The sequence below is a fragment of the Kribbella sp. NPDC059898 genome (assembly GCF_042730855.1).
Lineage (GTDB): Bacteria > Actinomycetota > Actinomycetes > Propionibacteriales > Kribbellaceae > Kribbella.
Genome location: NZ_JBHWKR010000001.1, coordinates 743,702 through 763,410 on the forward strand (window position 1 = coordinate 743,702; position 19,709 = coordinate 763,410).

The following is a 19,709-nucleotide window of genomic DNA, read 5'->3' on the forward strand; positions in this document are numbered from 1 at the left end:
CTACTGGGCGACGCCGTACAAGCGGTCGCCCGCGTCGCCCAGGCCGGGGACGATGTAGCCCTTGTCGTTCAGGTGGGAGTCCATGCCGGCGATCACCAGGTTGCACGGTACGTCGAGGTCGGTCAGCTCGCGTTCGACCCGCGCGACGCCTTCCGGGGCGGCGAGCAGGCAGATGGCGGTGATGTGGTCCGCGCCGCGGTCGACCAGGAACTGGATCGCCGCGGCGAGCGTGCCGCCGGTGGCCAGCATCGGGTCCAGGACGTAGCACTGCCGGCCGGACAGGTCCTCGGGGAGGCGTTCGGCGTACGTCGACGCGGTCAGCGTCTCCTCGTTGCGCACCATGCCGAGGAAGCCGACCTCGGCGGTCGGCAGCAGCCGGGTCATGCCCTCGAGCATGCCGAGACCGGCACGCAGGATCGGCACCACCAGCGGCTTCGGGGCGGCCAGCTTCACGCCCTGCGCCTCCGCGACCGGCGTACGGACGGTGACCGGACCGGTACGCACGTCCCGGGTCGCCTCGTAGGCGAGCAGCGTCACGAGTTCCTCGGTCAGCCGGCGGAACGTGGGTGAGTCCGTCTGCTCGTCGCGCAGCGCGGTGAGCTTGTGGGCGACGAGTGGGTGGTCCACGACGAGGATCTGCATAAGGCCGAACGGTACCGTCGGCGATTCGGCGCGGGGAAGCGCGCTCGCTGTCACACTGGAAAGTGCATTGGATTCTGCCCTGTCGCCCTCCAGGGAGTGAGCCGATGACCGAGAAGTCGCCCGAGCAGCTCGACCGCCTGCGGCGCCGCGCGGCGTTCCTCCGGGAGCGCGAGGAGGCACGGGCCCTGCGGGACCGGATCGCGCCCCGCCGCGCCCGCGCCCGGCAGTTGCGCGAGGCCATGCGCTGGGCGACGTACCACCACTGAGCGGTGGTGCGGATCCCCAGGCCATCACCATCGGGCCGGGCGGGCCGGCGCGCGCGGGAGCGGGCGGACGAGACGCAATTGTGATGGCCTGGGGATCCGGAACCTCCCACAGGCCGCCGGACTCTGCGACGATGAGCGGGTGTCAGATACGGCTACGGACCTGGATTTCGCGGTCGCTGCCTACACCGAGGACGGGCATTGGACCGTCACGCCGCTGGTCCTGCGCGGTGAGTTGGACCTGGCCACGCTGGTCTCCGCGCTCCGCCGGTTCCCCGGTGACGCGGGGGTGCTGGGGCTGGTGTCGGTCGACGAGGACTTCTTCGTGCTGGTCCGGGTCCAGGGCGGGCGCGCCCGGCTGCTGATCTCCGACGTGACCGCCGCGACCGAGTGGCCGCTGGCCCGGCAGATCGTCGACGAGCTGGACATCCCGCTGGCCGATGACGACGACGAGCAGGTGCCGGCCGGCGACCTGGCGATCATCGCCGACCTCGGGATGACCGCGATGGACCTCGGCGCGCTCTGCGACGACGTCGACCTCTACCCGGAGGAGATGCTCGAGGAGATCGCCGAGGAGCTCGGGTTCGGCAGCCAGTTCCACGACGCGGTCGAGGCCGTTGGCTAGTCCGCTGCTGCGCCGGGAGTGGTCGCGGTTGATGGCGCTCGCGCTCGAGGAGGGCGAGCGGGCGCTGCCCGACGTACCGATCGGCGCGCTGGTGGTGACCGAGGACGGCGAGATCATCGGCCGCGGGCACAACGAACGCGAGGCGACCGGCGACCCGACGGCGCACGCCGAGGTACTGGCGATCCGCGCAGCCGCCCAGCACGTCGGCGAGTGGCGGCTGACCGGGTGCACGCTGGTCGTCACGCTGGAGCCGTGCACGATGTGCGCCGGGGCGATCGTGCTGTCCCGGCTGGAGCGGCTGATCTTCGCGGCGTACGACGAGAAGGCCGGCGCGGTCGGGTCGTTGTGGGACGTCGTACGGGACCGCAGACTGAACCACCGCCCCGAAGTGGTGGGCGGGGTGATGGCCGACGTGGCGGGTGCCCGGCTACGCGATTTCTTCATCGGCCACAGACCTTGATATTGTCCTCGGCGGTGGCGTGTCCGAGCGGCCGAAGGAGCGCGCCTCGAAAGCGCGTGACGGGCAACCCCCGTCCGAGGGTTCAAATCCCTCCGCCACCGCCAACCGCCTTCGGGCGGCAGAGAGCCGGAGACCCTGATGCTGTGTGATGCGTCAGGGTTTTCGTCTCTCTGGACCTGACTCGGGACCCGACGCTCGACGAGAGGCCCCCATGGACGTAGCTGAACTCGACCGGATCCTCCTCGGGAGCGCGGCTGTCCTGCTGGTGGCCGTGGTCGCGGTTCGGCTGTCCGCCCGGATCGGGCTCCCGTCGCTGCTCATCTACCTGGGCATGGGCCTGGTGCTCGGCGAGGCCGGGCCGGGACACATCCATTTCGAGAACGCGCAGCTCGCGCACGCGCTCGGGTTCGCGGCGCTGGTCGTGATCCTGACCGAGGGCGGCCTGACCACCCGGTGGAACGAAGTACGGCCGGTGATGCCGCTCGGGCTCGTGCTGGCGACGGTCGGGGTCGCGGTCAGCGTCGCGGTGGTGGCCTGCGTCGCGCATTTCGTCCTCGGGCTCAGCTGGCAGCTGTCTGTGCTGCTCGGGGCGGTGACGTCGCCGACAGACGCGGCGGCGGTGTTCTCGGTGCTTCGGCGGGTGCCGATCCGGCCGCGGCTGCGCGGGGCGCTGGAGGCGGAGTCCGGGCTGAACGACGCCCCGACCGTGTTGCTGGTCACACTCGTCAGCACCGGCGAGGTCGGCGAGAAGGGGCTGCTCGCGTTCAGCGGGCTAGTTCTGTACGAGCTGGTCGTGGGAGCGCTCTTCGGGCTGGCGATCGGCTGGGTGGCCGTCCGCCTGATCCGGCGGATGGCACTTGGGTCGGCCGGTCTGTACCCGGTCGCGGTGCTCGCGGTGGCGTTCCTCTCGTACGCCGGGGGCTCCGTACTGCTGCATGTGTCCGGCTTCGCCGCGGTGTACGTGACCTCGCTGGTGCTCGGGCGCGCGGAGTTGCCGCACCGGATGGCGACCCGGTCGTTCGTCGACGGGATCGCCTGGCTGGCGCAGATCGGGCTGTTTGTGATGCTCGGGCTGCTCGCGTCACCCGGCGCCTTCGGGTGGAACGACCTGCTGGTCGCGCTGGTGATCGGGATCGCGGTGACGGTCGTCGGTCGGTTCGCGTCGGTGGCGATATCGGCGGCACCGTTCCGGTTGCCGTGGGCGGAGCGGACGTTCATCTCCTGGGCGGGGCTGCGGGGCGCCGTACCGATCGTGCTGGCGACCATTCCGCTGGCCGAGGGGGTACCGCAGGCGGAGCGGATCTTCGACGTGGTGTTCGTGCTCGTGCTCGTCTTCACGCTGCTGCAGGGGCCGTCGCTGCCGTGGCTGGCGAAGCGGCTGAACGTCCTCGACGAGAACGCGGCGCACGAGGTCGACATCGATGTGGCGCCGCTGGAGTCGCTCGGCGCGGACATGCTGCAGGTGTACGTGCCGAGCAAGTCGCGGCTCGCCGGTGTCGAGATCGGCGAACTACGGCTCCCGCCCGGCGTGTCGGTCTCGCTGGTGATCCGCGCCGACCAGGCGTTCGTCCCGGACCGCCGAACCGTGCTCCGAGCCGGGGACTCGCTGCTGGTCGTCACCCCCAGCCCGGTCCGCGAACAGGCCGTACGCCGCCTCCGCGCCGTCTCCCGGGCCGGCCGCCTGGCCGGCTGGTTCGGCGAGCGCGGCCGCGAGCAGCACTAGTTCGGGTTTGGACTAGTTGGGGTTCTGGCCCGACGGGATCGGCTGTGGGGTGTGGACGACCGGGAGGCAGACCGACGTACCGGCCTTGACCGCGACCGACGGGATGCCCTTCAGCTTCACCGAGCCGAAGCCGGCGCCGATCACCAGGTCGACCGAGTGGTCGGTGCGGTTGTCGCCGATCATCTCGGCCTTCTGGTTCAACTGCCCCGCGACCAGCAGCATCTCGGGCGCCGTCGCGCTGGCACCGCGCAACGCCACCACCTGGGTCTTGTCGCCCTTCGGCTCGTTCGCGATCTTGTCGATGTTGAACCCGCGCTTCTTCAGCGCGTCCGCCACCCGGCCGGCCGACCCCGCACGGGCGCCGCCGTTGTAGACGTTCAGCACCACCTGCTTGGGCAGCAGCCGGTTGTTGGTGAGCTTCTGCTCGGTACAGGTCGGATCGGCGCTGGAACTCATCAGCGACTTCCAGCCCCACCAGCCGCCACCGGCCAGTATTCCGAGCAGGATCACCATCGTGATCGGCGTACGCCACCGGATCCGCGAGTGCGGTCTCGGTTGCGGATGGATCGCTGTCATCTGCTCCACCCCCCGTGAGCGGCAGCCATGGGTCAGTCCACTACCAGTACCCGTGCGTGGAGGACCTGACGCTGCTGCAGCGCCGCACGCAGCGCGCGGTGCAGGCCGTCCTCGAGATACATGTCGCCCTTCCACTCCACGACGTGCGCGAACAGGTCGCCGTAGAACGTCGAGTCCTCGTCCAGCAGCGCGGTCAGGTCCAAGGTGCCTTTGGTCGTGACGAGTTCGTCCAGCCGGACCTGCCGTGGAGGCAGGGCGGACCAGTCCTTGGGCCGCAGCCCGTGGTCCGGGTACGGCCGATCGTCCCCGACGCGCTTGAAGATCACCTCCCGGAGTCTAGCCGGGGATCAGGTCCCGCGAGGAGGTCATGAATGTCACCGGAACAGTCCACCGCCGTTTTTCAACCTTTTGGAGGAGTGCGGCGTCAGACCCGGACAACGACGGTGCACGTCATCGGCGGGCACCGGATCGGGGGTTAACGTCATGCGAATTCTTCCCAAACTCAGCCTCGTCACAGCGTCCGTGCTGGCGGTCGGCCTCGGCGCGGCAGTGCCTGCCGACGCCGGAACCGTCGCCCAGGTGAAGGGCGCCCAGGCCCGGCTGAACGCGCTCGGCTGTACGTCGGGACCCGTCGACGGCCAGGCGGGCGCGATGACCCAGGCGGCCACGGCGCGCTTCCAGTCCGCGAACGCGCTCGGGCAGACCGGGCTGCTCAGCGGTACGACGTACACCCGGCTGATGGGCTCGTCCGCGAAGCGCTGCGACGTGCGCGCGGTACCGGGCCGGTCCGGGAGCGGGCGCCGGATCGTGATCAGCCAGACCCAGAACTGGCTGTGGGTGATCGATGCCCAGGGCAAGGTCGTACGGCAGGGCGGGATGATCGACAACCCGCAGTACCTGAAACCCGGCAGCTACCTGAGCGGCGCCCGCTGCGGCCGGGCGGCCCGGATCCGGCAGAACACCGACGGCGCGCGGCTCTACCTGAACAACTTCGTCCGGTTCGCGCCGTGCGGAGTCGGCTTCCACCAGATCCCGACGGACAAGACGAACGGCGCGCAGATCCACCCGGACTGGTTGCTCGGCACCAACTACCGGGCCTCGCACGGCTGCATCCGGGTCTCGGCGTCGATGTCGGCGACGATCTGGACCTTCGCGGCGGCCCCGACGCGTGTGATCGTGCTGCGCTGAGGTCTAACATGCGAGCGGGTTATTTCCGTCAACCGGGGAAAGGCACGCTGAGATGGCCGAGAAAGCCGACGTCGTCGAGACCGTCAAGCAGGGATACGCGTTCGAGGGAGCCGCTCTCGAGCTGGGTGCGCTGCTGGTCGACGGCGAGCCGAAACCGGAGGCGGCGGTCCGGATCCCGCTCGGGATGATGAACCGGCACGGCCTGGTCGCGGGTGCCACCGGTACCGGTAAGACGAAGACCCTGCAGCTGATGGCGGAGCAACTGTCGGCGGCCGGGGTCGCGGTGTTCGCGGCCGACGTCAAGGGCGACCTGTCCGGCATCTCGCAGCCGGGTGCGGGCGGCGACAAGCTGCTGGCCCGGACCAAGGCGATCGGCCAGGACTGGACCGCGAGCGGCTTCCCGACCGAGTTCTACGCGCTCGGCGGGCAGGGGACCGGCATCCCGATCCGCGCGACGATCACGTCGTTCGGCCCGGTGCTGCTGTCCAAGGTGCTCGGGCTGAACGACGTCCAGGAGTCGTCGCTCGGGCTGATCTTCCACTACGCCGACAAGGCCGGGCTGACCCTGCTCGACCTGAAGGACCTGCGGTCGGTCATCCAGCACCTCACCTCGGACGAGGGCAAGGAGGACCTGAAGGAGCTCGGCGGGCTGTCCGCGGCCACCGCGGGCGTCATCCTGCGGGCGCTGATCGGGTTCGCCGACCAGGGCGCCGAGGCGTTCTTCGGCGAGCCCGAGTTCGACACCGCGGACCTGCTGCAGCAGCGCGACGGCAAGGGCGTCATCTCGCTGCTCGAGCTGCCGAACCTGCAGGACCGGCCGGCGCTGTTCTCCACCTTCCTGATGTGGCTGCTCGCGGACCTGTTCCACGACCTGCCCGAGGTCGGCGACGTGGACAAGCCGAAGCTGGTGTTCTTCTTCGACGAGGCGCACCTGCTGTTCAACGACGCGTCGAAGGCGTTCCTGGACTCGATCGCGCAGACCGTCCGGCTGATCCGGTCGAAGGGCGTCGGCGTGTTCTTCGTGACCCAGACCCCGAAGGACGTGCCGGACGCGGTGCTCGCGCAGCTCGGCTCCCGGGTGCAGCACCAGCTCCGGGCGCACACCCCGAACGACGCGAAGGCGCTGAAGGCGACGGTGTCGACGTTCCCGAGCTCGTCGTACGACCTGGGCGAGGTGCTCACCCAACTCGGGATCGGTGAGGCGATCGTGACCGTGATGAACGAGTCCGGCGCGCCGACCCCGGTCGCCTGGACCCGGCTCCGGGCGCCGCAGTCGCTGATGGCACCCGCGACCGCGGAGCAGCTGACGGCGGCGGTGCAGGCGTCGGCCAACAACGCGAAGTACGCGCAGACCGTCGACCGCGAGTCGGCGTACGAGATGCTCGCGGCGAAGGTGCAGGCCGGCGCGGCCCAGGCCGAGGCGGAGCAGCAGGAACAGGCCAAGGAGCCGGAAGCGCCGCGGCCGCAGAAGCACGAGAAGTCGATGGTCGAGCAGGTGATCGGCTCGACCGCGTTCAAACAGTTCGCCCGCTCCGCCGGTAAAGAGATCGTCCGAGGCCTGTTCGGCGCCGCCCGCCGCCGCTGACCCAGGACCGGGGTTTTCGCTGCCTCAGCAAGGGGAAACCTTCGTTTGATTGTTGATCAAACGACTGAATTCCGACGGACCGGCGATCGTTCTCAACTCGTCATCCAGCACCGCGCCGCGACCGATTGGGCCTGAGCGCCCAGTCGTCGTACCGTGTGAGGTGATGGTTGCACAGAGTAGGCAGGCGATCCGGTCCTGGGCGCTCTGGACCCTGACGGTCCCGGCGTTCCTGCTGGTCGTGCTCGTCGACCTCGGCGCCGTCGGGTACGGCGTCCACGCGTTCACCGAGCGCCCCAGCTGGCGCGGCCTGGACGTCGTGTTCGCGCTCACCGTGTCCGCGCTGATCGCCGTCGAGGGCGCCCGCCGGGTGGAGAGCCGCCGGCGCCGCGGCGGCGCGCTCCACAAGGACCTCGCCCCGGCGTGGATGATCGCCGCGGCCGTCGTCCTCCACCCCGCGCTGGCGATCCTGGTCGTCGTACTGCTCCGGATCTGGTGGCGGATCCGGGCCGGCAAGTGCATCCCGTACCGGTGGGCCTTCTCGACCGCGGTCTGCGTCCTCGCGGTCGGCGCCGCGCACGCGGTGTTCGTGTCCGCGCGGCACCTCACCGGCGGCGGCGACCTCGGCCTGGTCGTCTCGATGGCCGCCGGCGCCTTCGCGTACGTCGTCACCGACACCCTGCTCTGCGGTCTGGCGATCTCGCTGATCGTCCCGGGCAGCAACCGCCGCGAGACCGTCGGTGACCTCGACGACCTGTGCACCGACGCGACCGCGGCCACCCTCGGCTGCCTGCTCGCGGCGGCCTGCCTGGTCACGCCGTGGTTCGCGTTCGTGGCGATCCCGATCACGCTGACCGCGCAGCGCGCGCTGCTTCTCGGCCAACTGGAGACCGAGGCGCAGACCGACCCGAAGACCAGCCTGAGCCGGGTCGACTGGTGGCGTCGCCGTACCGAGCAGATGCTCCGCGCCGCGCGGAACCAGCACGAGCCGATGGCGGTCCTGCTGATCGACATCGACCACTTCAAGCTGGTCAACGACCGGCACGGCCACCTGGTCGGCGACGAGGCGCTGCGGGCGGTCGCGACGATCCTGCGCAGCGCGATCCGGGCCAAGGACGTGATCGGCCGGTTCGGCGGCGAGGAGTTCGTGATCGCGCTCCCCGATACCGGCATCGACGAGGCGACCGTGACCGCGGATCGGCTGCGCAACGCGGTCGCGAACAGCCCGCTGGCCGCGATGTGCGCCGGCGTACTGGACGACCCCGACCTGGACCCGGACACGTTCCAGCTCACCGTGAGCATCGGCGTCGCGGTGTACCCGAACGACGGGTCGACTGTCGACGACCTGCTGCTCCGCGCCGACCGGGCGATGTACGCCGCCAAGGCCGCCGGTCGGAACCGGGTCCGGCTGGCCGCGGACACGGTCCTGTTGCACCAATTCCCGGAGCCGACAGAACCTTTGGCTCCTGCCCAGCGTCCTGTGAGGTGAGGACGGCAGGACGGAGTGCGCATGGCGGCAACGGGGAGTCGTGACGACGACTTCACGGCATTCGTGCTGGCCAGATCCGCGCGGTTGGTGCACTTCGCGCGGATGCTCTGCGGCGACGCCGGCCTCGCCGAGGACCTGGTACAGACCGCGCTCGAGAAGGCGTACCTGCGCTGGGACAAGATCGAGCTGGCGGACCCGTTCGGGTACGTCCGGCAGGCCGTGGTCAACCAGCACCTGTCCTGGGTACGCCGCCGCCCGTGGCGGGAACGTCCCACCGGCGACGCGGCCGAACTCGACCTGTACCTGGAAGCAGAGGCCGACCCGAGCACCGGCGTCAACCACCAGGTCGCCGTACGAGCCGCCCTCCAGACCCTGAGCCGCCGCGAACGGGCAGTCGTCGTACTCCGCTACGTCGAAGACCTCACCGAACGCGAGACAGCGGCAACCCTCGGGGTAGCGGTCGGCACAGTCAAAAGCGCCAACGCCCGAGCCCTCCTGAAACTACGCACTTCCCCAGAACTGACCGAAGCAGGCGACCGCCCATGACCACCAACCACCCGTCGCACCAGCCCTGGATGCCACGAGCGGCGTACCAGGGATGGGGTGTGAGGGTCGGCCCGTGGTTGGGGCTCGGTGGGGTGGTGGGAGTGGTGTGTGGGGGTTTGAGGGTGATGTTGGGAAGGGGGTTGGGATGAGCGACGAGCAGGGGAATGTGGTGGAGGAGGAGCTTCGGGGTGCGTTGGCGCCCGACCATTCGATCGCGCCGCTCGATCCGTCCCGGGTGATCGCGGGGGCGCGGCGGCGGAGGTTCCGCGGGCGGGTGACGGCTGCTGCGGCGGCTTCGGTTGCTGTTGCCGGGGTGGTCGTGCTTGCAGGTGTTGTGGGCAACGGTTCGCTGCGGGGCGACGTACCGCAGCCCGCGAACCCACCGTCCACCGTGCCCGCCCACCCGACCACCCCGACCCCACCGACCACGCCCGCGCCGACGCCGACGCCGACCGTACCGCCCACCGAGCCACCATCCGTCCGCCCGACCGCCACTCGAACCGGCGCCGTACCATCAACCCCCACCAACCTCCCAACCCCAACCGGCGCCCGCACCAACACCCGCGCCCCAGCCGCCACTCCCACCGGCACCGCAACCAGCCTGCCCAGCATGACCACACCCCCCATCTCCCGCCACCGCCCCACCCCCTCAACCCGACCCACCCACACCCCGAACTAACCGCGCACCCCGCACCAAGCGCGTGCGCCAACCGAGTGAACGACGTAGTGGGCGTCGGGCGGAACCATTTCGCCCGCCGGCGGCGTCCTTCAGCCCGACCGAACATCACATAGGTGCGGAGGGCAACAATGAACGAGGTAGGCCGGAACCGGCGTACGACCCGAATCCTGCTCGGCGGACTCGCCGCCGCGGCGGTGGTCGGCGTCGCCGTCGCCGGTACGGCGATGGCCCGCAGCAACAATGCCGACGGCGACGCCGTGGTCCAGGGTGGCCCCGTAGCCACCCCAGCCCGACCAACCACCAGCCCCACTGACGCCACCCCCTCCGCCGCGCCCACCTGCTGGACACCCCCGGCGCCAACTCGGGCAATCCCCACCGCAACCACGTCCCCCACGTCGGCGACCCCAACCCGTCGAGCAATCCCGACCCCCACGGTGGCAACCCCAACCCGAGCCACCCCACCAAGCGTTCGCCCAACTCGCCGCGCCGCAACCCCAACCCCGCCTCCGATCGCGCCCCCGAGCGCTCGTCCGACCCCGGCGGAACCGCCGACGGTGAGTCCGACCCGTCGCGCTGTACCTACGCCGACAGAGCCGCCCACGGTGAGCCCGACCCGTCGCGCTGTACCTACGCCGTCGCTGCCGCCCACCGTGAGCCCGCGCCACGCTGCGACTCCGACCCAGCCGCCGAGCCTCCGCCCAACCCGCGGAACGGTGCCCGCGGCAACCGTCTCACCGAGCGCCGTCCCAAGCGCTCGCCGCGTCGCAAAGCCGACCCTCCCACCGACCGTGTCGCCGAGTGCGGTACCCAGCGCGGTGCCGAGTTGCGACCCTTCTAGTACGCCGACCGCTTCGCCCTCGGTCCCGCCGACCCGTACGCCCGCTCCGCGCCCCACCCCCACCGAACCGCCGACGCGCACCCCTGGCCCCCGCCCGACCCCAAGCGAACCGCCGACCGTCGCCCCAACCCGGGCCCCGCGGCCCACCCCCACCGAGCCCACGACCCGGACTCCCGAGCCCACCCGCCCACCAACGGCCTCCCCGCGCGGCAAGTAGCCCCCAACCACTCGCCCCCGCGCCCTGCGGACCGGCCCCAACTGAGCCACTGGCCGGCACCCCCGAGGTCACCAACAGTCTCACCGCACGGCAAGTAGTCCCCAACCACTCGCCCCGGGCCCTGCGGACCGGCCCCAACCGAGCCGCTGGCCAGCACCCCGAGCTACCAAGGGTCTCGCCGCGCGGCCGATGGTCCCTGACGGCCTGACGGCCTGACGGCCTGACGGCGAGACGGCCTGACGGCGAGACGGCCTGAGCCCGCGTGCTGCTGGCCGACTCTCACCGAGCGAGGGGCTCACAGCCGCGCCGAGTTGTCCGCCGAGGGGTTGAGGCGGTGCGGAACCCGGACCCCACCACTCACCAAGCAAGCAGCCGCAGGTCTGCTGGCAGGGCAGCTGGCGTGCGGCTGTTCTGCTGTTGTCGTCTGGTGAGTGGTGGCGGTCCGGCGGGTGCAGGAGGTTGCGCGTTGTCCGCCTTGGCGGCGTGGGTGTTTGGTGGTCAGCCGGCGCGTTCGCGGGTGTTCTCGCAGGCAGTAGGTGCCCGGACCGCCACCACTCACCAAGCACATGCCGCTCCTCCGGCTGCGAGGTCAGCAGGCGTGCGGGTACTTGTTGTCGACGGTTGGTGAGTGGTGGCAGTCCGGGGCAGGTGGTGAGTGTGTTGGGCGGAGCTGCAGGCCATCACAATCGGTGGGGCTGGGGGTGGTTGGGCGGGGGGACGCCGGGGCGGTGAGGATTGTGATGGGGTGGGCATCCGTGTCTCGGTCGCCGCGGGGCGGTCGGTGGCCGTGAAGGGGACGCTCGGCTGGGAACGTGAGGACTGCCAGCTCCTCGTGAGCCCAGTTGGGACGCGAGGCAGGCGAGTGGGCGCCCGCGGAGGTTGGCACGGGCGCCCGGTGGGTCAGCAGGTACCGAAGGTGCCGGCGCTTACCCAGGCTTTGGCGACGTACATGCCGGCGTTCACGCGGAGCCAGACGTTGCTGGTGCCCTGGGAGCCGGTGACGTTCTCTCCGGTCGTTTGGCATTCGACGGTGACTTGGGCGGACTTGCCTGCCATGCCGACGACGGCTCCGGTGGAGTTGGGTGCGTTCCGGACGTTCAGGTAGCCGGACGAGATCGACACCGTGCCGCGGCCGCCGTCGCCGGTCCACAGGTACGTGACGTCGACCCAGCCGTTGTCGGCCAGCTTCAGTGCGTCCCAGAAGACCCCGTCGGCCAGGTCGATCCCGGCCGGATTCGCGACCGTACGGCCGAACTGGTCCTTCCCGCCGTTGTATCCGTTCTGGTACGCCGCCTGTGCCTCAGGCTTGCCCTGCGGGAGGTCCTTCCACATTTCGCGGGTCGCGCTCGGGTTCCAGTAGTCGTCCTTGGTGTTCCACGGACCGACGTCCCACACGGGCTCGAACGCGCAACGCGTCGCCGTGCAGACCTTGACGGAGTACGTTCCGGATCCGTTGCCGGCCAGTCCGCGCCGCGACGGCAGCGCGACGAAGTGGTCGCGGCTAGCGATCACGTGGCCGTTGGCCGTCGTACCGCCGACCAGACCCTCGCGGGTCGCGAACACGTGCGACTTCAGCGGAGCGGCCTGGAGCGACATCCGCGGCGCGGCAGCTTTGTCGGTCGGCTGGACGGTCACGTCGCCGACCCACGGCTTCCCGCCGGCTGGCGGTGCCAGCACGATGATCCGGACCTGCACCTGATCGGTTGCTGCAGGCAACGAAGTCGGCGTACCGGACGTGACGGCGGTCCACTCGGACCACCTGTCGTTCAACCACGCGCGTACGTCGACCTCGGCCGACGAACCGGCGGGCGCGCCGCTCGTGTACCCGACGACCACCGCGGACGTCGGTGATCCGAACCGGACCGGGGTCAGTTCGGCCAGACCGGAGCGCTGCTTGATCTCGGCGGCGCCGACCGTGGCGGCCGCGTCGCCGAGAATGATCCGGTTGCCTTTGAGCTTCACGTTGCTCGAGTCAGCCGGTTGGGCGGAGACAGCGACCGGTGCGGTCCAGGCCGCGGTGCTGGGTGGGGCGAGCGTAAAGGTCGCGGCAAGGATGGCCGCGGCGGCCGTCAGACAGGCTGCGGACGTGCTTCGACGAGTGATACGCATGGGCGGAACCTCCGGGGCGGTGAAGGTGTGTGCTCACCTAATGTGACTCATGAACATCGCTTGTGGCTAGCCCGTCAATAAATTTCTTCGAAGGAGTTGGTGACGAAACAGAACCCGATCGGTCGCTCACCGGGTTTGGACCGGTGTGACAGAGGCTGAGGCTGAGGAGATTCGATGACCCGGACCGCGGACGCCGACTTCGAGCGCTTCGTGCAGGCGCAGTCGACCCCCTTGCTCCGCTTCGCGGAGATGCTGTGCGGCGATCGGCACACCGCCGAGGACCTGGTGCAGCAAGCGCTGATGCGGTCCTACCCGAAATGGCACCGGCTGGAGGGCGACCCGATGCGGTATGTCCGCCGGGTGCTGGTGAACCGCTTCCTCAGCCAGGCCCGCCGGCGCTGGAACAACGAAGTACCCAGTGATCCGGTGCTCAACGACTGGGACCAGCGAGCGGTGGCGGACTTCGCCGGGGAGGTGCAGACCAGGGAGGCCGTGCTCTCGGCCCTGGGTGGTCTGACCGTCCGGGAAAGAGCCGTGGTCGCGCTGCGCTACTCGCAGGATCTCTCCGAGGCCGAGACCGCCGAGCTGCTCGGCATGGCACCCGGGACCGTGAAGAGCACGGCCTCCCGCGGGCTGGCCAAGTTGCGCCTGGCACCCGACCTGATCGACAGCCGAGTTGGAGGAAACTGATGAGTGACGAGCAGCGAGTACGCGACGCTCTCACGTACGAGATGGAGCCCTGGCAGCCGAACGCCGGCGACCTGATGCGGCGCGGCAAGCGGCTCACCTGGCTGCGCCGCGGGCTGGCCGCGGCGGGTGTCACCGCGCTCGCCGGAACCGTCGCGACGGTGTCCGCGGCGGTGGGTGGACCGGCGCCGGTGAAGAACCTGCTGGCCGGTGGCGGCAAGCCGCCGGTGCCGGCGGTGATCCCGACCGACACCCCCAAGGTGCCGACGGTCGACCCGACCTGCCTGCCGCAGAAGCCGGCGAAGCCGCAGCTGCCGACGGTGACGGTATCGGTGAACAAGACCATCGACCCGAACACTCCGCCGTCGGTCCCGGCCAAGCCCACGCTGCCGACCGGCAAGCCGAGCCTGCCAACCAAGCCGAGTCTGCCAGCCAAGCCGAGCCTGCCGTCGAAGCCGAGTAAGCCGAGCCTCCCGATCGTGACGCCGAGCCTGCCGAGCGGGAAGCCGACCTGGCCGACGACCAAGCCGACCCTGCCGGGCAAGCCGGGTACGCCGACCCTGCCGGGCAAGCCGTCCCTCCCCGGTACGCCGACCCTCCCGGGGAAGCCGACGCTCCCGTCGACGAAGCCCACGCTGCCGAACGTGCCGACGACCAAGCCGACTGTGCCGACCAAGCCGACGCTGCCGGGTAAGCCGTCGCTGCCTCCGAAGCCCACGCTCCCGAAGCCGACCACGATCCCGTCGGAGAAGCTCCCCGACTGCGTACACGGCGTACCGACCGAGAAGCCGTCGCTTCCGGAGCCGACCGTACCGGGCAAGCCCACCGACAAGCCGTCGCTGCCGAAGCCGTCGGCCTCGGTCTCGGCCGGCGTCAAGGTGACGGTCGACCCGGGTACGCCGGCGGTCCCGACCGCGAAGCCGACCCTGCCTTCGAAGCCCACGCTTCCGGGCAAGCCGAGCAAGCCGACCATCCCGGCGCCGACCGGAAAGCCCAGCTTCCCGACCCCGAGCGTCCCGACGTCGTTCCCTACCGGCCACCCCTCCACCGGCCGCTAGGGCTCCCCGCCACCGGCGAGCAGGCCAACCCTGCAGGCCTACTCGCCGGTGGCACCATCCATGAGTTCGCGGGCCACATCCAGGTGGCCCGCGTGCCGGGCGTATTCCTGGAGTACGTGAAACAGGATCCAGTTCAGCGTCGGCCGGTCGTCGGTCCCGAAACGGCCCCCGGCCGACGCACTCTCGGCCGGATCCCGGCCGCTCACCACCCGACGCGTGAACTCCCCGCCCGCGTGCAGCTGAGTGAGCAACCCGTCGAGGGTGTCCTCCGGCGCGAGCGTCCACCGGCCGTCCGGGTCGTCGTCCGAGTCGCCCCACGGGTGCTCGACCTGCTCGGCGGTGAATCCCCAGCGCAGCCAGCGCCGTTCCATGAAGATCAGGTGCTTCAGCAGCTCCAACGGCGTCCAGCCCGACGGCAGCCGGCTGCTTCGCAGGTCGGCGTCGCTCAGGCCGGTCAGCTTCGACGAGATGATCCCGCGGTACCGGTCGAGGTACTGCAGGTGCAGCTCGATCGTGTCCGAGACCTCCCGGCCCGGCGTCACGACAGCGCCCGCAGGTACTCGGCGGTCGCGTCGTCGGCCGGGTAGAACGACTCGATCATCAGCTCCGACACGGTCACGTCCAGCGGCGTACCGAACGTCGCGATCGTGGTCAGCAACGACAGCTCCCGTCCGTCGTGGATGAGCTCGAACGGTACGACGACATCGGTCGGACCCGGCGCGGCCGGCCGATCGTGGGCGGCGTACCCGCGGAGTTCGTCGTACAGGTCCTGCAGCTCGGGGTCCGCCGTACTGGCGACCTGCCGCTGCAGGCTGGTCAGTACGGCGGCGCGGACGTCGGCGATGTTGCCGATCCGCCGGGCCAGGCCGTCCGGGTGCAGGGTCAGCCGGAGCGCGTTGACCGGTGCCTGCAGCAACTTCTCGGCGACGCCCGCGGTGAAGATCGCGATCCCGGCGTTCGCCTCGACGATGTTCCACCAGCGGTCGACGACCAGTGCCGGGTACGGTTCGTGGGCCTGCAGCAGCCGGCGCAGCGTCGTACGGATCGCGAGCATCGCCGGCGAGTGCAGCGAGGCCTCGCTGTAGATCGGTGCGAACCCGCCCGCCAGCAGCAGCTGGTTGCGATCCCGGAGCGGTACGTCGAGCTGCTCGGCCAGCCGCAGCACCATGTCGCGACTGGGCTTGGACCGCCCGGTCTCGACGAAACTCACGTGCCGCGTGGACACCTCGACGCGGTTCGCCAGCTCGAGCTGACTCAGCCGCCGGCGCTCCCGCCAGCCGCGCAGGAGCTGCCCCACCGGGCGCTGGAAGGTCTCCTCGATCGTCGCTGCCATAGCTCCGACGTTATCGGGTCGCCCCTGGATGACATAGACAGTTCCATTACCTGTGACGTCATCGACGGTACGCCGGGCGTGGCGGCAAGGTTCTGGTCAGCAGAACCGACCAAGGAGGAAACACCATGAACGCCAAGGCTCTCGCCGACCAGTACTTCACGATGTGGAACGCCGCCGCCGCCGACCGCCGGGCCGAACTGATCGCGGCGACCTGGACCGCGGACGCGACCTTCCAGGACCCGAGCTTCGAGACCACCGGCCACGACGAGCTGAACAAGCTGGTCGGCGCCGCGCAGCACATGTTCCCGGGGCTGAGCTTCGTCCGGATCGGCCACATCGACGAGCACCACAACTACCTGCGCTGGACCTGGCACCTGCAGGCCGAGGGGCAGGAGCCGGTGGCGGGCGGAACCGACATCGTCGTCCTGGACGCCGACGGCAGGATCCAGAAGCTGATCGGGTTCCACGACTTCGCGCCGGCGCACTGATACCGGGGTATGAGACCGGGGGATGATGCCGGACTAGCCGAACGGTTGATGTGATCCGTGTGACCTGGCGCATAGGTTGGCGGGCATGTGGAGATCGTTGACAGCGGCATCGATTGCGGGAGCCGTGGTGTTCGCCGTCGTACCGACAGGTACGGCGGCGGCCGCGGAATCCCTGTCCTGGAAGGAATGTAGGCCCGGCGCGGTCGAGCAATGTGCGACGCTGACCGTGCCGCTGGACTGGTCGAGACCGTCCGGTCCGACCACGAAGGTCTTCGTCGCGAAGGTGCCGGCGAAGGACCAGAGACACAAGCTCGGTGCGCTGTTCTTCAACCCAGGTGGGCCCGGTGGAGCGGGCGGGTCGATCTTCGCGGCGGGGCTCGCGGACGCGGTGCTGCCGCAGTTCCGGGACAGGTATGACCTGGTCAGCTTCGATCCGCGCGGGACCGGCAGCAGCAGTCAGCTCGACTGCGGGCCGGTGCTGCGCCGCGGCGTGCCGGTGTTCCCGAAGACGAAGGCGCAGTACGTCGCTCTTGTGGCGTCGAGCCGGGCGACGGGTGAGCAGTGCCTGAAGCAGCACGGCGACCTGATGCGGAACCTGGACACCCGGACGGTCGCGCACGACATGGACGCGATCCGCGCGGCGCTCGGCGAATCGAAGTTCAACTACATCGGGCTGTCGTACGGGTCGTATCTGGGCACGCTGTATGCGCAGCAGTTCCCGCAACGCGTCGGCCGGATGGTGGTCGACGGGATCGTCGACCACAAGCAGGATCCCGACAAGTTCATGCTCGACGAGGCGAAGGTGATGGAGGACGGCTTCAACCGGTTCGCCGCGTGGTGCGCGAAGGAGACGGCCTGCGCGCTGCACGGGCAGAACGTCGGCGCGGTCTGGGACCGGACCGTCGCGAAGGCGGACAAGGCCCCGCTGACCAGTCCGAGAGGCCCGGTGAACGGCGACGTCATCCGGATGGCGCTGCCGAGTTTGTTGCCCTTGACCTCAATGGTGTCGGACAACTGGCCGGCGCTCGCGACCGCGCTCGCGCAGGCGGCGAAGGGCGACGGCACCGACTTCGCGAACATCAGCTACGTGGGTGATCCCGAGACCGCGTACGCCGCCGTGTCCTGCATGGACCTGCCGGGCGAGCTGCGTGGGTACGCCGATGCGCGGGCCCGGCTCGCACTGGCGAAGGCGGTCGCGCCGCGGGTCGGCGCGGCGGTCGAGGGCTGGGCGATCACGGCCGCGTGTGCCGGCTGGCCCATCCCGCCGAGTAATCCGTGGCAGGCGACACCGGTGCACAGTGCGCCGCCGATCCTGATCACGTCGACGCTGCACGACCCGTCGACGCCGGTCGTCAACGCCCGCAGCCTGGCGCGGCAGATCGACAACAGCCGGCTGCTGACCGCCGACACCTTCGGGCACACGGCGTACTTCAACTCGGCGTGCGCGCGGGACCGGATCACCGACTATCTCCTGGAGGGCAAGCTGCCGACGAAGAACTGTTAATTCGGTGGCAGGCCTCGTGGGGTGGGCGCACGATGGACCGCATGCTCACCACCGAGGAGCTGGAAATCTTCGAGCGGGACGGGATCGTGAAGCTCCCGTCCGCGTTCTCCGCCGACGAGGCTGCCGGGATGCGCGACGTGCTGTGGCGCGAGCTGTCCGAGCGGCACGGGATGGACCGCGACGACCGTACGACGTGGACGGTGTTGCGGCCGACCGGGCTGAAGACCACCAAGTTCGACCGTCGGGCGCAGGCGATCCTCGGGCCGCGGGTGCGGTCCGCGCTCGACGGTCTGCTCGGCGAATGGCTCGAGCCGAAGCACCAGGGACAGGTGCTGGTCACGATGCCGGAGGGTGTGCCGTGGGCGGTGCCGCATCGGCAGTGGCATACGGACGCGGGCTTCGAGGAGCCGTTGCACGCGGTGAAGATCTGGGCGTTCTACGACTCGGTCGGTCCAGGTGGCGGTGGGACGCCGCAGGTCGCCGGTTCGCATCGGGTGTTCGAGCGGTTCCTGACCACGACCGACGAGCGCGAGTTCAAGGCAGTCCGCGATCAGCTGCTGCGGTCCGATCCGTGGTTCCGGAACCTGACGTCCGAGGACCGTACGGTCGACCCGATGAAGCCGGTCGACCTGGACGGGATCCCGGTGCGGGTCGTCGAGCTGACCGGTCAGGCCGGTGATGTGTACCTGACGCATCCGTGGATCCTGCACTCGATCGCGCCGAACGCGGCCGACGTACCGCGGATGATGCGCAGCCGGTTCATCTACACAGCGCGGTGATCAACCGCGCGCAGCGGACCGGGTCCTCGGTCAGGCCCGCTGAGAGCCCCCACAACCAGTAGTCGACGGTCCGCCACAGCACCCAGTCGCGCGCTCGGTCCCGGTCGAGCGCGGCCTCGGTGACCGCGATGTCGAAGTACCGGACGATGTCGTCCATCTTGTCGAGGTCCCACCACAGCACCCGGCCGAGGTCGTACTCGATGTCGCCGCGGAAGAGCACCGGGTCGACGGTCAGCCACTCCTCCCGCTGCCCCGCGAGCACCTGACCGGAGTGGAAGTCGCCGTTCACGGCCGCGGTGGAACTGGTCTCGGACGGCGCGACGTCGAGCGCCTCGCGCAGGATCGCGGCGTCGAACGGGCGGCCGAGGCGTTCCCACTGCGGCTCGAGTTCGGCCGACCTGGTCGTGACGATGTCCGTGGTCGAGCGTGCGTCGTCCGGCGCGGGTACGGCGAGGCGCCGCATCAGTCGCCCGAGGACGGCGACGGCCTCGTCGATCGGGCGGCTCGTCAACGGTGTGGACAACCGCTCCAGCAGCATCGCGCCCACCTCGACGTCCGCGTCGTGCAGTTGGGCCATGCCCCGGCCTGCCCACCAGTTCAGCGCCCAGACCTGCTCCGCGACCTCCGCACCCGGCGGCGACATCCGCAGGACGAACTCGTCCGCACCCCGGCTGACCGGCACCACCACCGCGTTCGACCCGTGTGAAACCGCTCCCACGACGGTCAGATCCCACCGCGAACACTGCCTGTCGACAGCCGCCGGCAGCTCCCGGAGCCAGCCCGCGCCCTCGTTCCACCACCGCGGCATCCGCAGGAACGACTCCGGCAACGTAATCATCGCGTCAACTTATCGGGGCATCTCGGGGCATTTCGTCCGATTTCGATCTGGCCTCCCCGGGGGCGGCCGTGGGGATCATGATGTG

General features: G+C 70.1%; 21 protein-coding genes and 1 tRNA gene. 15 read left to right on the plus strand and 7 right to left on the minus strand.

Translation table 11 applies throughout. The annotated features are described in order from the left end of the window. Entirely contained in the window at window positions 1–642 is a 642-nt protein-coding gene (gene upp / locus ACFV9C_RS03690) for a uracil phosphoribosyltransferase (RefSeq protein WP_380190512.1), read from the minus strand. Between the two features lie 104 nt (window positions 643–746). On the opposite strand from upp, the gene ACFV9C_RS03695 reads away from it, so the two are divergent. The 5 genes from ACFV9C_RS03695 (at window position 747) to ACFV9C_RS03715 (ending at window position 3,713) form a co-directional block, all read left to right on the plus strand. Continuing rightward, complete coding sequence (locus ACFV9C_RS03695; RefSeq protein WP_380190513.1) at window positions 747–908, plus strand: hypothetical protein; 162 nt, start codon at window positions 747–749, stop codon at window positions 906–908. A gap of 139 nt (window positions 909–1,047) precedes the next feature. After that, on the plus strand, window positions 1,048–1,530 hold the full coding sequence (locus ACFV9C_RS03700) for a tRNA adenosine deaminase-associated protein (RefSeq protein WP_380190514.1): 483 nt from the start codon (window positions 1,048–1,050) through the stop codon (window positions 1,528–1,530). 31 nt (window positions 1,531–1,561) lie between these two features. After that, window positions 1,562–1,990, plus strand: a complete 429-nt coding sequence (locus ACFV9C_RS03705; protein ID WP_380190878.1) for a nucleoside deaminase — start codon at window positions 1,562–1,564, stop codon at window positions 1,988–1,990. A 13-nt stretch (window positions 1,991–2,003) separates the two neighbouring features. Next, a tRNA-Ser gene (locus ACFV9C_RS03710) sits at window positions 2,004–2,094 on the plus strand. A 107-nt stretch (window positions 2,095–2,201) separates the two neighbouring features. After that, window positions 2,202–3,713, plus strand: a complete 1,512-nt coding sequence (locus tag ACFV9C_RS03715; protein ID WP_380190515.1) for a potassium/proton antiporter — start codon at window positions 2,202–2,204, stop codon at window positions 3,711–3,713. A 12-nt stretch (window positions 3,714–3,725) separates the two neighbouring features. Here ACFV9C_RS03715 and ACFV9C_RS03720 read toward each other — a convergent pair whose 3' ends face one another. Together ACFV9C_RS03720 and ACFV9C_RS03725 are read right to left on the minus strand one after the other, a co-directional pair. Continuing rightward, window positions 3,726–4,289: a LytR C-terminal domain-containing protein gene (locus ACFV9C_RS03720; protein ID WP_380190516.1), complete on the minus strand. Its 564-nt coding sequence runs from the start codon at window positions 4,287–4,289 to the stop codon at window positions 3,726–3,728. 32 nt (window positions 4,290–4,321) lie between these two features. Further along, a complete protein-coding gene (locus ACFV9C_RS03725) occupies window positions 4,322–4,615 on the minus strand; it encodes a type II toxin-antitoxin system VapB family antitoxin (RefSeq protein ID WP_209697067.1) in 294 nt (97 codons plus the stop codon). 157 nt (window positions 4,616–4,772) lie between these two features. On the opposite strand from ACFV9C_RS03725, the gene ACFV9C_RS03730 reads away from it, so the two are divergent. From ACFV9C_RS03730 to ACFV9C_RS03750, 5 genes are all read left to right on the plus strand, one after another. Then, the gene (locus tag ACFV9C_RS03730; RefSeq protein ID WP_380190517.1) at window positions 4,773–5,477 is read left to right on the plus strand and encodes a peptidoglycan-binding protein; all 705 of its coding nucleotides are present in this window, start codon (window positions 4,773–4,775) and stop codon (window positions 5,475–5,477) included. A 52-nt stretch (window positions 5,478–5,529) separates the two neighbouring features. Continuing rightward, the gene (locus tag ACFV9C_RS03735; RefSeq protein ID WP_380190518.1) at window positions 5,530–7,062 is read left to right on the plus strand and encodes a helicase HerA-like domain-containing protein; all 1,533 of its coding nucleotides are present in this window, start codon (window positions 5,530–5,532) and stop codon (window positions 7,060–7,062) included. Between the two features lie 163 nt (window positions 7,063–7,225). Then, a complete protein-coding gene (locus ACFV9C_RS03740) occupies window positions 7,226–8,548 on the plus strand; it encodes a diguanylate cyclase (protein WP_380190519.1) in 1,323 nt (440 codons plus the stop codon). 21 nt (window positions 8,549–8,569) lie between these two features. Further along, a complete protein-coding gene (locus ACFV9C_RS03745) occupies window positions 8,570–9,094 on the plus strand; it encodes a SigE family RNA polymerase sigma factor (protein WP_380190520.1) in 525 nt (174 codons plus the stop codon). 145 nt (window positions 9,095–9,239) lie between these two features. Further along, window positions 9,240–9,773 carry a hypothetical protein gene (locus ACFV9C_RS03750; protein ID WP_380190521.1) on the plus strand — a complete coding sequence of 178 codons (534 nt, stop codon included), beginning with the start codon at window positions 9,240–9,242 and terminating at the stop codon, window positions 9,771–9,773. Between the two features lie 1,955 nt (window positions 9,774–11,728). Here ACFV9C_RS03750 and ACFV9C_RS03755 read toward each other — a convergent pair. Continuing rightward, window positions 11,729–12,937 carry a hypothetical protein gene (locus tag ACFV9C_RS03755; protein WP_380190522.1) on the minus strand — a complete coding sequence of 403 codons (1,209 nt, stop codon included), beginning with the start codon at window positions 12,935–12,937 and terminating at the stop codon, window positions 11,729–11,731. Window positions 12,938–13,111: 174 nt separating this feature from the next. Between ACFV9C_RS03755 and ACFV9C_RS03760 the strand changes: the two genes are divergently transcribed. Beyond that, a complete protein-coding gene (locus tag ACFV9C_RS03760) occupies window positions 13,112–13,627 on the plus strand; it encodes a SigE family RNA polymerase sigma factor (protein ID WP_380190523.1) in 516 nt (171 codons plus the stop codon). Then, a complete protein-coding gene (locus tag ACFV9C_RS03765; protein WP_380190524.1) occupies window positions 13,627–14,682 on the plus strand; it encodes a hypothetical protein in 1,056 nt (351 codons plus the stop codon). The genes ACFV9C_RS03760 and ACFV9C_RS03765 overlap by 1 nt, the downstream gene beginning before the upstream one ends. Before the next feature lie 38 nt (window positions 14,683–14,720). Here the strand turns inward: ACFV9C_RS03765 and ACFV9C_RS03770 are convergent, their stop codons facing one another. Together ACFV9C_RS03770 and ACFV9C_RS03775 are read right to left on the minus strand one after the other, a co-directional pair. After that, window positions 14,721–15,224, minus strand: coding sequence for a DinB family protein (locus tag ACFV9C_RS03770; RefSeq protein WP_380190525.1), 504 nt, complete (start codon window positions 15,222–15,224; stop codon window positions 14,721–14,723). Beyond that, entirely contained in the window at window positions 15,221–16,015 is a 795-nt protein-coding gene (locus ACFV9C_RS03775) for a helix-turn-helix domain-containing protein (RefSeq protein ID WP_380190526.1), read from the minus strand. The genes ACFV9C_RS03770 and ACFV9C_RS03775 overlap by 4 nt, the downstream gene beginning before the upstream one ends. Window positions 16,016–16,140: 125 nt before the next feature. Here ACFV9C_RS03775 and ACFV9C_RS03780 point away from each other — a divergent pair, with 125 nt between their 5' ends. The 3 genes from ACFV9C_RS03780 (at window position 16,141) to ACFV9C_RS03790 (ending at window position 18,786) form a co-directional block, all read left to right on the plus strand. Further along, window positions 16,141–16,503 carry a nuclear transport factor 2 family protein gene (locus ACFV9C_RS03780; protein WP_380190527.1) on the plus strand — a complete coding sequence of 121 codons (363 nt, stop codon included), beginning with the start codon at window positions 16,141–16,143 and terminating at the stop codon, window positions 16,501–16,503. 85 nt (window positions 16,504–16,588) lie between these two features. After that, on the plus strand, window positions 16,589–18,007 hold the full coding sequence (locus tag ACFV9C_RS03785; protein WP_380190528.1) for an alpha/beta hydrolase: 1,419 nt from the start codon (window positions 16,589–16,591) through the stop codon (window positions 18,005–18,007). A gap of 41 nt (window positions 18,008–18,048) precedes the next feature. Continuing rightward, a complete protein-coding gene (locus ACFV9C_RS03790) occupies window positions 18,049–18,786 on the plus strand; it encodes a phytanoyl-CoA dioxygenase family protein (protein ID WP_380190529.1) in 738 nt (245 codons plus the stop codon). Here the strand turns inward: ACFV9C_RS03790 and ACFV9C_RS03795 are convergent. Beyond that, entirely contained in the window at window positions 18,767–19,624 is an 858-nt protein-coding gene (locus tag ACFV9C_RS03795; RefSeq protein WP_380190530.1) for an aminoglycoside phosphotransferase family protein, read from the minus strand. The two genes, ACFV9C_RS03790 and ACFV9C_RS03795, sit on opposite strands and share 20 nt — an antisense overlap. Between the last annotated feature and the right edge of the window lie 85 nt (window positions 19,625–19,709).